11 protein-coding genes are annotated in these 15,317 nt (G+C 43.6%); 7 read left to right on the forward strand and 4 right to left on the reverse strand.

Annotated elements, in window-relative coordinates:
* Window positions 1-28 precede the first annotated feature (28 nt).
* From LX69_RS11815 to purL, 4 genes are all read left to right on the forward strand, one after another.
* Window positions 29-1,036, forward strand: a complete 1,008-nt coding sequence (locus tag LX69_RS11815) for a GntR family transcriptional regulator (RefSeq protein ID WP_111446262.1) — start codon at window positions 29-31, stop codon at window positions 1,034-1,036.
* Window positions 1,037-1,123: 87 nt separating this feature from the next.
* On the forward strand, window positions 1,124-2,284 hold the full coding sequence (locus LX69_RS11820; RefSeq protein ID WP_111446263.1) for a galactokinase: 1,161 nt from the start codon (window positions 1,124-1,126) through the stop codon (window positions 2,282-2,284).
* A 44-nt stretch (window positions 2,285-2,328) separates the two neighbouring features.
* Entirely contained in the window at window positions 2,329-3,360 is a 1,032-nt protein-coding gene (locus LX69_RS11825; protein WP_245935009.1) for a UDP-glucose--hexose-1-phosphate uridylyltransferase, read from the forward strand.
* A gap of 160 nt (window positions 3,361-3,520) precedes the next feature.
* The gene (purL, locus tag LX69_RS11830) at window positions 3,521-7,213 is read left to right on the forward strand and encodes a phosphoribosylformylglycinamidine synthase (protein ID WP_111446265.1); all 3,693 of its coding nucleotides are present in this window, start codon (window positions 3,521-3,523) and stop codon (window positions 7,211-7,213) included.
* Between the two features lie 80 nt (window positions 7,214-7,293).
* Here the strand turns inward: purL and LX69_RS11835 are convergent, their stop codons facing one another.
* Complete coding sequence (locus LX69_RS11835) at window positions 7,294-7,890, reverse strand: hypothetical protein (protein ID WP_111446266.1); 597 nt, start codon at window positions 7,888-7,890, stop codon at window positions 7,294-7,296.
* Window positions 7,891-8,630: 740 nt separating this feature from the next.
* On the opposite strand from LX69_RS11835, the gene LX69_RS11840 reads away from it, so the two are divergent.
* From LX69_RS11840 to LX69_RS11850, 3 genes are all read left to right on the forward strand, one after another.
* A complete protein-coding gene (locus LX69_RS11840) occupies window positions 8,631-8,828 on the forward strand; it encodes a hypothetical protein (protein WP_111446267.1) in 198 nt (65 codons plus the stop codon).
* A 345-nt stretch (window positions 8,829-9,173) separates the two neighbouring features.
* Window positions 9,174-10,493 carry an ammonium transporter gene (locus tag LX69_RS11845; protein ID WP_111446268.1) on the forward strand — a complete coding sequence of 440 codons (1,320 nt, stop codon included), beginning with the start codon at window positions 9,174-9,176 and terminating at the stop codon, window positions 10,491-10,493.
* Window positions 10,494-10,538: 45 nt separating this feature from the next.
* The gene (locus LX69_RS11850) at window positions 10,539-10,889 is read left to right on the forward strand and encodes a P-II family nitrogen regulator (RefSeq protein WP_111446269.1); all 351 of its coding nucleotides are present in this window, start codon (window positions 10,539-10,541) and stop codon (window positions 10,887-10,889) included.
* A gap of 62 nt (window positions 10,890-10,951) precedes the next feature.
* Here the strand turns inward: LX69_RS11850 and LX69_RS11855 are convergent, their stop codons facing one another.
* The 3 genes from LX69_RS11855 to LX69_RS11865 all read right to left on the reverse strand — a co-directional run bounded on the left by LX69_RS11855 (window position 10,952) and on the right by LX69_RS11865 (window position 15,200).
* Window positions 10,952-11,779, reverse strand: coding sequence for an aminotransferase class IV (locus tag LX69_RS11855; protein WP_111446270.1), 828 nt, complete (start codon window positions 11,777-11,779; stop codon window positions 10,952-10,954).
* Window positions 11,780-11,898: 119 nt separating this feature from the next.
* Entirely contained in the window at window positions 11,899-13,890 is a 1,992-nt protein-coding gene (locus LX69_RS11860) for a dipeptidyl-peptidase 3 family protein (RefSeq protein ID WP_111446271.1), read from the reverse strand.
* On the reverse strand, window positions 13,887-15,200 hold the full coding sequence (locus LX69_RS11865) for a hypothetical protein (RefSeq protein ID WP_111446272.1): 1,314 nt from the start codon (window positions 15,198-15,200) through the stop codon (window positions 13,887-13,889). Before LX69_RS11865 ends, LX69_RS11860 begins: the two co-directional genes overlap by 4 nt.
* Window positions 15,201-15,317 lie beyond the last annotated feature (117 nt).

The raw sequence follows: 15,317 nt of genomic DNA on the forward strand, positions 1-15,317 counted from the left end.
GCCGAAAGGATAAAACCGATTTTGATATATGTCAAAAAAAATAGTTCACATTTCCGACCAAGCCCGTCAAGCCAAGTATCGCCAGATCATCAATTCAATATTGGAATCTGTGCAGCGCGGAAGCCTCAAGCGAGGCGATAAATTGCCGTCAATCAATGATATTGCGCATGAATTTTCATTGTCACGCGATACTGTGATGTTGGCATTTAGTGAGTTAAAAGCCCGGGGGGTGGTGGCTGCGATGCCCGGTATCGGTTATTACATTGAGAGTACCAATGTGAATGTGGATCAGAAGATTTTTCTATTGTTTGACGAATTTAATGCCTTCAAGGAAACTCTTTATAATTCGTTTATCCATGCATTGCCCGATACGGCTCAGGTCGATTTATATTTCCATCATTTTAATCATCGGGTTTTTCAATCTTTGATTCGTGATCATGCATCGCGGTATACATCTTTTGTTATTTTGCCTGGAAATTTAACGTCCATTGGTCATATTTTAAAAGAATTACCGGCCGACAAAGTTTATTTAATCGATCAGCTTACACCGGAGTTAGGAACGTCTTATCCTGCCGTTTATCAAGACTTTGAAGATGATATATATCAATGCCTTTTGTCTGGTTTATCATTGCTGTTAAAATATAATCATTTTGTGTTGGCTTATCCCGGCGGTAAGGAGCCGATTGGGTTTGTTGACGGATTTGTTCGATTCTGTAACGATCATCAACTGAGTCGTGAGGTAATCTCTTCATTTGACAATCGGGATGTGAAGCCCGGTGAAGTTTATATTTTACCAAACGATTTAGATTTGGTTCAGGTTATTAAGAATGCGCATCGGAATCGCTTGCGTATAGGTGAGGATTTTGGGATTATCTCTATCAATGATGTCCCATTAAAAGAGGTGATTGCAGGTGGTGTGACCACAATTTCGACTGATTTTAAAAAAATGGGCGAATCTATTGCCAAAATGGTGACAGAATTTGGGCGGGGAAGGGTTCGCAACCCTTCTTCGATGATTGTTCGTAGTACTCTTTGATTTTTTTTATTTGGGGTGGTGATCTTTCTCAATTAATTTGTAATTTTACCCACCAGTACCCACTGGTAGAAAATATAAATGTAGATTATGGATATCAATCAATTAAAACAACAATTTATTGGGTTGTATGGCGACGGGGAGTTACAAGTATTCTTTTCGCCCGGACGTGTAAACCTGATAGGGGAGCATACCGATTATAATGGCGGTTACGTGTTTCCTTGTGCTTTGAGCTTTGGAACTTACATTGTTTCTCGTTTAAATGGTTCTGATGAGATTCGTTTTGCTTCAACCAATTTTGATTTAAAGGTGAACGTTAAAACGGAGAAAATATCACAGAAACATCCTGATGGTGCCTGGGTGAATTATCCATTGGGTGTCATGAAGGAGTTTGCAGATAAAGGTGTTCGTGTGGCTGGTATGGATATTTTAGTGTCGGGTAATATTCCCAATGGCGCTGGTCTCTCTTCATCGGCTTCGTTGGAATTGGTGACGGCGGTGATGTGCAATGAATACTTTAAAACCGGATTTACCAATTTAGAATTGGCTTGGATGGGTAAAGCTGCCGAAAACAATTTCGTGGGTGTCAATTGTGGTATACTTGATCAGTTTGCCGTGGCAATGGGGCAGAAGGATCACGCCATGGCTCTGAAGTGCGACACCATGGTGTATGAACAAGTTCCCGTCGCTTTAGGCGATTATCGCATTGTGATTGCCAATACGAATAAACGTCGCGGCCTGGCTGATTCGAAGTACAATGAGCGAGTGGCTGAATGTAAAAAAGCAGTTGAGGCGATTTCTACCGTTAAGTCCATTCAGTTTTTGGGGGACATCAATTTGTCAGAATTTGAAACGCTTCAGGCGTCCATTCACGATCAAACGGTGTTGCGCCGTGCCCGTCATGTCATTTCTGAGAATCAGCGTGTGGTGGATGCCATTCCTCATTTAAAGGCCGGTGATTTAAAGGCTTTTGGTCAATTGATGAACCTCTCGCATGATTCATTGGCGGCCGATTATGAAGTGACTGGTGTTGAATTGGATGCCATGGTGTCTCTGGCTCGTAGCGTGGAGGGGGTGATTGGCTCACGTATGACAGGTGCCGGCTTTGGTGGTTGCACTGTGAGTCTGGTTCATAAAGATGCTGTTGAGCGTTTTATGAAAGAAGTTGCTGCCGGATATACAGCCAAAACCGGATTGGTGCCCGATTTTTATGTGGCTGAAACGGGTGATGGAGCCCGTCGTTTAATGTAATTATATAGTATTGCAATATGAGTACAAGTCAATCGACTTTCCACATGGAAGATCATCCTCATCGACGTTTTAATGCTTTAACGGGTGAGTGGGTATTGGTGTCGCCACACAGGGCTAAGCGCCCATGGCAAGGCCAAATTGAAAAATCGGAGCAGGAAAAACGACCTGAATATGATCCGGGTTGTTATCTCTGTCCCGGCAACGAACGTGCCGGTGGTTATTTGAATCCTAAATATGATTCGACGTTTGTTTTTGTCAATGATTTTTCTGCGTTAATGGAAAAATCGCCTGCCGGTTCTGAAAAAGATGGTGAATTGTTTCAGGCTGAGAGTGAAAGTGGGATTTGTAAGGTCATCTGTTTTTCGCCCCGCCACGACTTGACCATTCCTCAAATGGAGGTTGATGCCATTCGCAAAGTGGTCGATCTTTGGTGTGATGAGTATCGGCAAATTGGCGCAGAGCCTTTTATTCATTATGTGCAGATATTTGAAAATAAAGGCAGCATGATGGGGTGCAGTAATCCGCATCCTCATGGTCAGATTTGGGCCTCAAGTTCAATGCCTGTGGAGCCGATGAAGGAACAGTCTCGTCAGTCTGATTATTACAATCGTCACGGACGCGCTTTGTTGACCGATTATGTTGAGGCCGAAGTTAAAAAGAAATCTCGTGTTGTTTTCGAGAATGAACATTTTGTGGCTCTTGTGCCATACTGGGCTGTATGGCCTTTTGAAACCATGTTGGCTCCCAAGCGTCGTGTGGCTAATTTGCTGGAATTGACTGATGCGGAGAAACAAAGTTTTGCTGCGGCATACCGAGAATTGACCATTATATATGACAATCTCTTCGAAGTGTCATTTCCCTATTCAGCCGGCATTCATCAAGCTCCTACGGACGGCAAGGATCATCCAGAGTGGCATTTGCACATGCATTTTTATCCGCCGCTGCTGCGATCGGCTACGGTTAAAAAGTTTATGGTGGGTTACGAAATGTTGGCCAATGCGCAACGTGACATCACCCCCGAAACAAGTGCTGCTCGATTGCGTGAACAGTCGCGTGTGCATTATTCACAACGATAGTTTTTTTTGTTCATAGATTCTTTTCTGAAAAATGGTTATCCGTTCCGGGTAGCCATTTTTTCGTGATGATGGTTGATTTAGCTGTTGGGTTTGGTGCATTTATATTAAATTTGTGCCCAATTGTTATCGTGAAATCATAAATACTTAAAAATCACAATACATGGTTCTGTTTTTCAAGGGTCATTCCGGATTGGTGTTTGCCGTGGGCAGTCAGTCGCAGCTTGGTGCCAATGAGGTTCAAAAAATGGAGTGGTTGTTCTCGGGAGCAACGCTGATGGAAGGAAACGATGTTCCTGGATTCTACGTGGGGCCTCGTAAGGAGATGATTACTCCCTGGAGTACCAATGCTGTAGAGATTACACAAAATATGGGGGTGACCGGTATTGACCGCATCGAAGAGTTTTTTGCGGTGGAGAACGAAAACGCTTCTTTTGATCCCATGTTGCAACGTTTGTATAATGGATTGAAACAGGATATCTTTGATATCCACAAACAGCCTGATCCGATTCTTTATATTGATGATATTGCTTTGTACAATCAAAAAGAAGGATTGGCATTGAGCAGCGTTGAGATTGATTATTTGAATGGCTTGAGTGCCCGATTGGGACGTAAATTAACCGATAGTGAGGTGTTTGGGTTTTCGCAAGTCAACTCTGAACACTGCCGTCACAAAATATTTAATGGCATTTTTGTGATTGATGGGGAGGAAAAACCCAGTTCATTGTTTAAACTCATTCGCAAAACATCCGAAGAAAATCCCAACTTTCTTGTGTCGGCTTACAAAGACAATGTGGCCTTTGTTCAGGGGCCTGTGGCTAAGCAGTTTGCTCCGGTTACGCAGGATAAGCCCGATTTTTTTGATGTACGCGATATCAATACTGTGATTTCCCTTAAAGCTGAAACTCATAACTTTCCCACGACCGTTGAACCTTTTAACGGAGCCGCAACCGGAACCGGTGGTGAAATACGGGATCGGTTGGCTGGTGGGATTGGTTCTTTGCCTTTGGCCGGTACAGCTGTTTACATGACATCTTATTCTCGTCTCGAGCAGGATCGTCAGTGGGAAAATGATATGCCCGAACGTCCTTGGTTGTATCAAACTCCATCTCAAATCCTCATCAAAGCTTCAAACGGAGCCTCTGATTTTGGAAATAAATTCGGACAGCCCTTGATTTGTGGTTCGGTGCTCACGTTTGAGCACATGGAAAATCAAAAAAAGTTTGCTTTCGATAAGGTCATCATGATGGCCGGCGGTATTGGTTTTGGTAAAGCCGAAGATAGCTTGAAAAAAGAACCCAAACCGGGCGATAAAGTGGTGTTGTTAGGTGGTGATAACTATCGCATTGGCATGGGCGGCGGAGCCGTATCATCGGTCGCGACAGGTGAATTTGCCAATGCCATTGAATTAAACGCTGTGCAACGTTCGAATCCTGAAATGCAGAAGCGTGCCATGAATGCCATTCGTGCCATGGTTGAGTTGGATAAAAACCCTATCGTGAGCATTCACGACCACGGTGCGGGTGGTCACCTCAATTGTTTGTCCGAACTGGTTGAAACCACAGGTGGTACCATTCATGTCGATAAACTCCCGGTAGGTGATCCAACACTCTCGCACAAGGAAATTGTAGGGAATGAGTCTCAAGAGCGAATGGGATTGGTTTTGCATCAGGAAGATATTGAGGAAATGCGTTTGGTGGCCGAACGTGAACGTGCCCCCATGTATGTGGTGGGTGAATGTACCGGCGATATGCATTTCCGTTTTGAAGATGATAAGGGGCATAAACCCATCGATCTTCAGTTGGCCGATATGTTTGGGAATCCTCCTAAAACAGTGATGAATGATACTGCTGTAGAGGCTGCTTTTGCTGATGTGGCTTATGATGTGTCCAAAATTGAGTCGTACCTCAAAGATGTATTGCAACTCGAGTCGGTGGCTTGTAAGGATTGGTTAACCAATAAGGTGGATCGTTCTGTGACCGGGAAGGTTGCTAAACAGCAGTGTGCCGGCGAAATTCAGTTGCCCTTGAATAACCTTGGAGCCACTGCCATTGATTATGATGGTGTAAAAGGTGTTGCAACCTCTATTGGTCATGCACCGGCGGCTGCCCTCATCGATCCCGAAGCCGGTTCGGTACTCTCCATTGCTGAGGCACTAACCAACCTGGTGTGGGCACCTCTCACACATGGTCTTAAGGGCGTTTCGTTAAGTGCTAACTGGATGTGGCCTTGCAAAAATGAGGGTGAAGATGCTCGTTTGTATGATGCTGTTGAAGCGGTGAGTAATTTTGCCTGCGATTTGGGAATCAATATCCCCACCGGCAAGGATTCGTTGTCGATGACACAGAAATATCCTGATGGTGACAAGGTGTACTCTCCCGGAACGGTGATTATTTCGTCGGTTGCAGAGGTTTCTGATATCCGCAAAATTGTGGAGCCGGTTCTGAAGAAGGATAAGAATACTCAGTTGTTGTACATTGATTTGTCGTATGATGCCTTGAAGCTTGGTGGAAGCAGTTTTGCGCAGGTTGTTGGTAAGCTTGGTGCCGAAGCACCTTGTGTGACCGATACCGAGTACTTTGCTACAGCTTTCGAGACCATTCAGAAATTGGTGCATGAAGGGTTAATTCTAGCCGGACACGACATTTCAGCTGGTGGTATGGTGACTGCTTTGCTCGAAATGTGTTTTGCCAATAAATCTTATGGTCTGTCGATTGATGTCTCTTCGCTGGAGGAAAAAGATCTCGTAAAGGTACTTTTCAGTGAAAATCCGGGGGTGATCATCCAGGTGAAAGAATCTGAGAAGGTTTTTGCATTGCTTGATGCGGCTGAAATACAGTATCAAGTGATTGGTGCACCTGTTGAAAATCGTGTGGTGACCATCAAAGCCGCCGATTGTACATTGAACCTGGATATTGATGCTTATCGTGATATTTGGTACAAAACCTCATATTTGCTCGATTGTAAGCAAAGTGGTAAGGAACAGGCTACTGCTCGATATGAGAATTACAAAAAACAGGCACTCAGTTACAGTTTCCCGACAAGCTTTACCGGTGAATTTTCTCAGTATGGCATTACGCCCATGCAGCGAAATGCCAAAGGGCCAAAAGCCGCTATCATTCGCGAAAAAGGGGTGAATGGCGATCGTGAAATGGCTTATTCGATGTTCCTGGCCGGTTTTGATGTGAAAGATGTTCACATGACCGATCTTATTTCGGGTCGTGAGTCTCTCGAAGATATACAGTTGATTGTGTTCGTTGGGGGATTCTCGAATTCCGATGTATTGGGTTCGGCCAAAGGTTGGGCTGGTGCATTCTTGTATAACGAAAAAGCCAAAGCAGCTCTTGATGCATTCTATAAGCGTCCCGATACCTTGAGTTTGGGGGTATGCAATGGTTGTCAGCTGGTGGTTGAATTGGGGTTGATTTATCCGGAGGATGAGTTGAAACCCAAAATGCTTCACAACGAGTCGCATAAATTCGAATCTATATTCTTAAATATGGACATCATGCCCAACCATTCGGTGATGCTGGGCTCTCTGGCCGGAACACGTTTGGGCGTGTGGGTGGCTCATGGGGAGGGTAAATTCAGTTTCCCCTATGCCGAGGAGAATTATCACATTGCTGGGAAATATAGCCATTCCGGTTATCCGGCCAATCCTAATGGAAGCAATTTTAATAGTGCAGCCATTTGCTCTCGGGATGGTCGTCATTTGGCCATGATGCCGCACTTAGAGCGAGCCATTTTCCCTTGGCAATGGGCTTATTACCCCGAAAATCGTAAGGACGATCAAGTCTCTCCTTGGATTGAAGCATTTGTGAATGCTCGTGTTTGGATTGAGAATTTCGGGAAGTAATTCTTTCTGATATGTATAAAAAAAAGGCCGGAATTTTCCGGCCTTTTTTATTGGTCATCGATACTTTCTAAATTGTAGATTTATCGTATCACAATGTTAAATGAGACTCCGGGTCTGACCGGCTCTGGTACCAGCACGTATCCATACTCGTAAGGGAGATACACATAACCATCGGCATAAAAGTGTCTTTCGCCATTGTAAATGCGCATCACATGATGACGTGGCAATACATTTACATATACAAACGGAGCATTTACTCTAATGTATCCGTATCCGGGGTGATACCGATAAAAATGGTTGTTGGCGTGAAAATACTCACATCCGTTGTGGAAAAATTTGTTGTAGTGATGTGATGGTAATTGGTGATGGTATGCGTGTCTGTGTTTTTGATGATGATTTCGGGAGTGATCATTATATGAATCTCTTTTGTGATGCTTGTTGTTATGATCGTATCGTTCGTGTTGCTCTTGTCGATTGTTCTGATTGTGTCGAGATTTGGGAGCTTCATATCGATTGGCCGATTCTGATCGTTCAATTTTCTGAGGGGATTCATATTTCTGACGGTTGTCGTCTGATCTTCGTTGGCTTCTTGGGTTTTGTTGGCTCCAAACGATGGTGCCGATGGCCATAAAGGCAGTAAGTAATGTGGCTTTGCGGATGTAATATAAGGTTTTCATGGCGCTAATTTTTTAAATTGAACATCTGTTGTTAACCGGTTTGACTATGTCAGTGCAAAGTGTGTGCCATAATTGAGTGTTGATATTCTGATTTGGTGTAATTGGGTTGTCGGTATAATGGTACGAATGTGCTCTTGTACTCCTAATAATAATCATGATCCTGTGTGCTGATGGGTTAGATATGTCTCTTTTTTTTGAATCGCTATTCAATGTCGTTTAGTTCGCTCTTTCAGCTTAACTAAACGACATTGGTTGATGCTGTAGTTGTGTGCAGTTTTATTTTCAGGGCTAAAAGATTGGTCAAATCACTTTCAACATCCTGCCGTTAGTCAGGAAAGCTCGGTAGAACATCGATCTTGATTGATTTCTTTTGCCCCGTTCGGAGCAAATATCTATCAATAATCAGGTTGTAATGTCGTTTAGTTAAGATAAGAAGACGTGAGCTGACGAGACTAATGATGAGATGAATACAGATGTTTAGATCCGTTCTCTTCGTCTCTTTAGTCTAATCTATCTGTCTTTAGTCTAATAATCTTCTTGTCTCTTCTGCGTATTGCACTAACTAAACGATAATGAATCGCTATTTAAGATCAATGTTTTATCATGCGAAGTCATTGAGTTTCGTAAATGAGGTGTGAATGTTCATCCTGAAAAAATGAATGTTTGTGTAAAAGAGTTGATATTCTATCTTTTAGAATGAGTAAACCCGTATTTTTGCAAGGTTGATTAAACAATTCGAGATGATTTGTGATTTTGATTTGAAGGGAATACGTTCTCATGAGTTGGTAGCTTCGTTGGAAATGACTGATGAGCAGGAGCTTGAAATTAAATTTGCTCAAGGGTATGGTGATTTGATTATCCCCATTGATCCAGAGATGACTTCGGATCATTTGATGACGGTTTTTTACTACTATTTAGAGAATTATAAATTGATATAACCTCCTATGGAGATTGATGTTGTTGAGCTTGCCATGTATGGCAAGCTTTTTTCGTTTTATCTGGTTGACATTGTTGAATGACTGTTGTAATTTTTTGCTGGCAAGATGTTGGGTTGTTTTGGATGAAAATTAAATCATAGGGTGTTGATTGAGGAAATAGCTTATAAATATGTGTGAGGGGGTGTTATACGGGGTGTATGTTGATTGAGTGTGTATGAATTTTAATCATGGTGTATGAAAAAATGGGGTGTATGAATAAAAAGTGAAAATAGATATTGCGGGTGAGTGTTAAAGTGATTAAATTTGCACTGAAAATGTATCAGATAATAATTTAAAAAGCGATTTATGAAGAGAATTATTAGTCTGGTGTTTTTAATGCTTGGGGGTGCCATGTCGGCATTTGCAGCAGAAACACCTGAGATTGATTCGGGCGCAACGGCTTGGATGATTACATCAACCGCATTGGTCCTCCTGATGGTACCCGGTTTGGCTATGTTTTATGGCGGTTTGGTGCGTTCCAAAAACGTGTTGGGTACCATGATGCACAGTTTTGCCGCCATGGGGGTGATGAGTGTGTTGTGGGTGGTCGTAAGTTACAGCATGTGCTTTGGAGATAATGTGTTGGGTGGTTGGATTGGTTGGAATTCTGACTATCTGTTTCTCAAGGGGATTGATGATTCCATAATGTCCGGAGGTGTTCCTGAGTATGTGTTTTCAATGTTTCAGGGAAAGTTTGCCATTATCACTCCCGCACTGATTGCTGGTGCATTTGCCGAACGGGTTTCGTTTAAAGGCTATATTATATTTATTGCAGCATGGGGGTTGTTGATTTATAACCCTTTGTGTCATTGGGTTTGGGCCGAAGATGGTTTTTTGTTTAACCTTGGAGCCAAAGGCGCCATTGATTTTGCAGGAGGAACGGTTGTTCATATTTCGGCAGGAGTGAGCGGATTGGTGGCAGCTATTTATTTAGGTGCCCGACGTGGTTATCCTCACCGTCAAATGCGGCCCAACAACTTGGTGATGACCTTGATGGGTGGGGGATTGTTGTGGGTTGGCTGGTTTGGGTTTAATGCCGGTAGCAGCATCTCGAGTGGATTGGGCACTGCTCAGGCGCTCACCGCTACACAAGTCGCTGCGGCTATGGGGGCCATTACCTGGATGATCATCGAAGGTCTGTTGCATGGTAAAGCAACGGCATTAGGATTTGTCAGTGGTGTGTTGGCCGGACTGGTGGCTGTAACCCCTGCTGCCGGTGTGGTTCAGCCGGCCGGAGCCATGGCTCTGGGCATGATTGCGTCTATTTGCTGTTATTATGCAATCGTAATTAAGAACAAACTGGGCTATGATGATAGTTTGGATGCCTTTGGAATTCACGGCTTGGGTGGTATCATTGGTGCCATTGCTCTAACTTTTTTCATCCGTGAAAGTTGGATGAACGAAGCGGCTGAGTTGGCCGGTGGTTCTTGGTCTATGTGGCAACAATTGGGTGTTCAGGTATTGGCTGTGGTGATTGCCATTGCCTATGCTGTGGTTGGAACATTAATTCTGGTTTTCCTAATTGATAAAATCTTCGGATTCAAGTCCACCCCCGAAGAAGAAATGCAAGGGTTAGATCATGCTTATCACGGGGAACGTGGTTATGGTATGTTGAATCCCAATTGATGCATTGACTTTAACCTATTAAGTTTCATTTATTTCGTTAAAAACATGAAGTTAATAACAGCCATCATACGAAGCTATCAGTTGGACCAGGTTCGTGAAAGCTTGATTGCTGCCGGCATAGAGCGGATTACCGTAAGCAGAGCCGCCGGTCATGGGCAGCAAAAAAAAGAAGAATTCTATCGCGGTGTTAAAGTCATTCCCGGACTGACACCTAAGATGCGTGTCGAAATAGCGGTGAATGAGGAATTTGTTGAGACCACCGTCAATGCCATTATTTCTGCCGCTCGTTCGGCGCAGGGAAAAGATGGTGATATTGGTGATGGGAAAATATTCATTACCAACCTCGAAGAGTGCATTCGCATTCGTACCGGTGAACGAGGCGGCAGTGCCATTTGATTTTTCTCTCTTCTGATTATATTTGAGGGGCGGGGTGAAGCAACGGTTTCATCCCGCCTTTTTTATTTACGAGATTTAACGGCTGTCCGATAGTCTTGTATGTATTGCTTTATCATGTCATTGACTTTCTCCCTGATTTGGAGGATGAGCGGATGGGAGGCCGAAAAAGTCATTTCATCAACGCATTGCAAGGGAAGCACTCGTGGTGAGGTTCCGGTGATAAATAATGCATCGCATGTAGATAGTTCGTTTTGTTTGATGCATGCCATTTTCAGAGGGAGGTTTAATTGTTGAATGGCTTGAATGGTTTTTTTGCGCATGATGCCATTCAGTACCATTGCGTCAGGTGCGGTGTAGACTTCATTGTTTTTAATAATGAAAAGGTTCGAACGGCTGCCTTCGGTGAGTTCATTGTTGTGATTGACCAATAGGGTTTCGTAGGCTTGGCGGGCAGCAATTTGGTCATTGGCCTTTTGGCGAAGCTGATAATCGCTGATTTTCGCATTGGGATTTGAGCGTTCAGCCTGCTGAAGGATGACCATTACGCCATTGATGAGTTCGTCTTCAGAAGGATAATGCGTCATGAGCGGTGAAATAACTTCATCCATTACACCGTCTTCGTAATAAAAGTGGTCGAAGCGAATATTGGAATGGATAATTTTGTTGGCGGTAATAATTTGTTTTATGGACGCATGCCATTGTTCAAATGTGATCACCGTAGTTTGGTTTGCGATGCGTAAACTGTTTCGGAAGCGTTCAAAATGATCTTCGGCAAAAAGGATAACCTCCTCTTGCACCCTAACGACTTCGTAAATATTGACCGCATTGGTGATGATCCCGTTGTAGGGAGTGGATGATGGGACTCCATTGATGAGGATGGTGTTGTTCATGGGTGGTTGGGGTTAGTAGTCCCCCCATCTCATTTAGCGTGAGACGAGGGGGGATAATGTTTTTCTTTTATTTATCGCGAAGGTTCTATCTCTTCAAAATTTTAGCACTTAGCCGAGTGTTATATGCTTTTAATCGCATCTTGTGTGAGAAACCCGAAATCGCGGCTATATCGGAACATCTGCTCTTCAAATGTCTCGTTATAATTCACTTTCACATCGGTGATGTGGCCGTTGATGTCTATCGGGGTAAGCTGAGGGTTGATAAAACCGGTGAAGGGTACCAAATTGAGTTTCGCATAACGTGCCAGGACTTCTTGGTGTAAATCTTGATCCACTTGCACGCCATAAGTTTCGACCAATTGCTTGGCGGCTTCATAATCGCCTTCCGATTTGATGCGTTGTACTTCATGCAGTAGCTTCCCAAATAGTTGACGAACAAATCCGTAGTTGATAATTTGGAAGTAGGTTTTTCCACGAAGTTTTATCTTTTCAATTGCGCCGTTGGGTTCTGCTTTTTCAAACACCCATTTACAAATGAGTTGACGACAACGCATGTGCGCCTGTTCAATTTGTTTGCCGGGTTCAATGCGTGTGAGTTGAACCATCAATCCATTTCGGATGTAGCTGTTGTATTGAGCCCGCGAATGGTTGTAATGCGTTATCAACTTTAATTCAATCATTTTAAGATCGCAAATGTAGTAGAGTGCGAACAAGTCTGCGCGTGTTTCTTCAATAACCGAAGCATAGGATTGAAGCATTTCTGAGGTCACGCCGGGGAGCATTCGACCAGAGCCATGCCCCAGACATTCGTGCAAATGGGTGTGTAGTTGTTCTGCATCAGCGCCATATTGGCGGTGTATCTCCACTTCTTCATCGTTGGCTGCAAACTCTTCAATGACGCCGGCTTTCAGAGAGGCATAGTGGTGTGCCTGACTGATATTGGCCAGCGATACCGATTTGGAGCCATGTTTTTCGCGTATCCAATCGGCGTTGGGCAAGTTAATGCCCAGTGGCGAAGCCGGGTAGCAATCGCCACCCAGCATCACGGCATTGATGATTTTCATGCTCACCCCTTGTATGGTTTGTTTTTTGAAAGCGGCATCCACTGGTGAATGCTTTTCGAACCAGGGGGCATGTTGACTAATGATGGATGCTTTGCGGGTTTCCTCTTCGTCGGTGATGTTTACCAATGCTTCCCAAGTGCCCTTAATTCCCAACGGATCGGCATACACTTCGATGAATCCGTTGATAAAGTCGGTTTGGGAGAGGTTGTCGTTGAGCCACTCAATGTTGTATTGGTCAAAGAGATGAAGGTTGCCGGTGGTGTAATATTGAATTAGTAAATCGATGGTTTTGACTTGTTTGTCGTTTTCGGCCGATTGTTGTGCTAATTTCAACCATTGTGTGATGGCTTGAATGGCTTTCCCGTATTTCCCATGCAGGTGCCAAATTTCTTCCTTTATAACTCCATCTGTTTTTATCAATTTACTATTGAGTCCAAACGACGGGCATTGGTCGCCTGCTTGTTGTTTCTGGTGCCCATAAAAAGCGATGGCTTCGTCTTGGGTGACACCTTCGTAGAAATTGTTGCACGACATCTGTACAACATCGTCCCCGGGGGCGTTCCAAACCCTTTTGGTGTCGAGCTGAGGATTGAACAACAGCTCCGTAATGAGATGTAGTGCTTTGTGTGCTTTATCGGTAGAAAAAATAGATAGCCAATTGCATTGATTGAACCATGTGACGAATTCATCCTGACTAAAATCGGGTTTCATTTTTTCGGTGCTGTAATGGTGATGAATGCCACTCGAAAACCATACCCGCTTGAGGTAAACCAACAACCGTGCATCCGCGATGCCATCCTGATTTGAGGAGCGAATCTGACGAACCATTTCTTCAAGAACCATGCGAACGATAAGGTTATGCCGATGGTGTTGGTCAAATAAAATATCACGTCCGGCAAGCGCTGCCTGGCTCAGGTAGTAAATGTATTTTTTACGCTCAAGGGGGAGTGAGTCAAATTCTTGAATTTTAAAGCGCAACAGGCGTAAGTCGGCAAACTGTTCTGAGTAGTAATTGAAATCAGATGGGGTATTAATTGGTATCGTCATTGTTGAATCGTTTGAGGAATTTTTGATTTACGAACGGGCTTAGCTGGTGCTTGGAGCGTTTTGGGATTGCGCAAATCTAAATCGGGGTAGAGTTTCCATTTCCCTTTTTCGAATTTGTATCCGTTGTACGAGAAATCAGGGCCATAAAACCGAAAGACGTTTTTAAACATGGGTTCGGATGGCGAAAGATTATCCATGACAATCATTTTGAGTGATTCATCGTATTTCATCATCATATTGGCACCGGCAGAATATTCAAAAATGAGTCGGGGGGCATAACCGGGGCCTTTGGTTAAGATGGAGCTGCCGAATCGTGGTTCACCGTTGGGTTGGATGGTGAGAACTTCGAGAAGTTTAATTTTTGTGAGTTCGTTGTTTCCCTTGAACCCTATCAGTGTGTAGTAATCCTGCTTTTTATAATTGGTGTGAATGATATCGAGATAGATGGCTCCGTACCATCTTTTGTGCGTGAGCATCAATCGATCAGGGCTCCGCAGATCGTTGGTTTTGTCTGTCAGTTCGTATGTGGTGATGGGTTTTCCTTCTTTTTGAACCGATACTGCTCCGTAGAATTGATGGGAGCCATCGTTGAGTTCGACATTCCAGGTTGTGATTTTTACTTTTTTATCGGTCGAAATGATCGTTGATATTCGGTTATAACCATACAAGGGGTTCTCAAAAAGAGATGGTTCATTCCATATTTTCCACATCCGGGGCAGGATATCCTGTTCGTTGAGTCTGTTTTTTTCGTCATTGTCGCGCGACAGCGCCATTTCTTCAAATAGGCATTTTAGATAAAAGTCATGATATGAGAGGCTTTGTTCCGGAGTGCTTTTTCTGAAAAACTTCAATTCATAGCTTTTTAACTCCGTGTCCTGCAAATTTGCGAAAGCAAATACAATCTCCTCGTTGATGCTGTTCTTGGGTTGAGGCAATGGTGGTAGCACTTCGTTGAATTGCACGACTCTTTGAATGCTGTCTCGTGTATATACCGCAAATAAACTGACCCTCTTTTCGGTGTCCGCAATTGGTAGCAAATAATAATAAAGGGTGATGAAGCCATCGGGCGAAACGATCTGTTTGAGGCTCCTGTGTGGCTCAACTGTCGGAACGTTCTTGCATTCTCGAAGATATTGTGACCAATTGTCTGCACATTCTTTAGCCTGGTATGCCTTTTTAAATTCCTGTTTCAGGGTAACAATGCTGTCGAAACGGTCGAGAATATTGGTGCCTTTGAGGTCAAGGGTCTGTGAAAACGCTGAAATATTGAGTGTGAAGAGCAGTAGAACGGTGAATTTTGCGCGATTCATTGGCATGATGATATGGATGTTGTAAATGCACCGTAAATTTAAAGGTTGCTTTTCAATTATGACTCATATTATGGTCTTGAATGATCATCTGAAAACCGGATTTATACTTTGAAGGAG

Origin of the sequence: Breznakibacter xylanolyticus (assembly GCF_003254275.1) — a bacterium.
Classification (GTDB): Bacteria; Bacteroidota; Bacteroidia; order Bacteroidales; family Marinilabiliaceae; genus Breznakibacter; species Breznakibacter xylanolyticus.

Bases quoted from the DNA above. Each gene is read 5' to 3' on its own strand.
- LX69_RS11815 (WP_111446262.1), top strand. From the start codon at position 29: ATGTCAAAAAAAATAGTTCACATTTCCGACCAAGCCCGTCAAGCCAAG.
- LX69_RS11820 (WP_111446263.1), top strand. From the start codon at position 1,124: ATGGATATCAATCAATTAAAACAACAATTTATTGGGTTGTATGGCGAC.
- LX69_RS11825 (WP_245935009.1), top strand. From the start codon at position 2,329: ATGGAAGATCATCCTCATCGACGTTTTAATGCTTTAACGGGTGAGTGG.
- purL (WP_111446265.1), top strand. From the start codon at position 3,521: ATGGTTCTGTTTTTCAAGGGTCATTCCGGATTGGTGTTTGCCGTGGGC.
- LX69_RS11835 (WP_111446266.1), bottom strand. From the start codon at position 7,890: ATGAAAACCTTATATTACATCCGCAAAGCCACATTACTTACTGCCTTT.
- LX69_RS11840 (WP_111446267.1), top strand. From the start codon at position 8,631: ATGATTTGTGATTTTGATTTGAAGGGAATACGTTCTCATGAGTTGGTA.
- LX69_RS11845 (WP_111446268.1), top strand. From the start codon at position 9,174: ATGAAGAGAATTATTAGTCTGGTGTTTTTAATGCTTGGGGGTGCCATG.
- LX69_RS11850 (WP_111446269.1), top strand. From the start codon at position 10,539: ATGAAGTTAATAACAGCCATCATACGAAGCTATCAGTTGGACCAGGTT.
- LX69_RS11855 (WP_111446270.1), bottom strand. From the start codon at position 11,779: ATGAACAACACCATCCTCATCAATGGAGTCCCATCATCCACTCCCTAC.
- LX69_RS11860 (WP_111446271.1), bottom strand. From the start codon at position 13,890: ATGACGATACCAATTAATACCCCATCTGATTTCAATTACTACTCAGAA.
- LX69_RS11865 (WP_111446272.1), bottom strand. From the start codon at position 15,200: ATGAATCGCGCAAAATTCACCGTTCTACTGCTCTTCACACTCAATATT.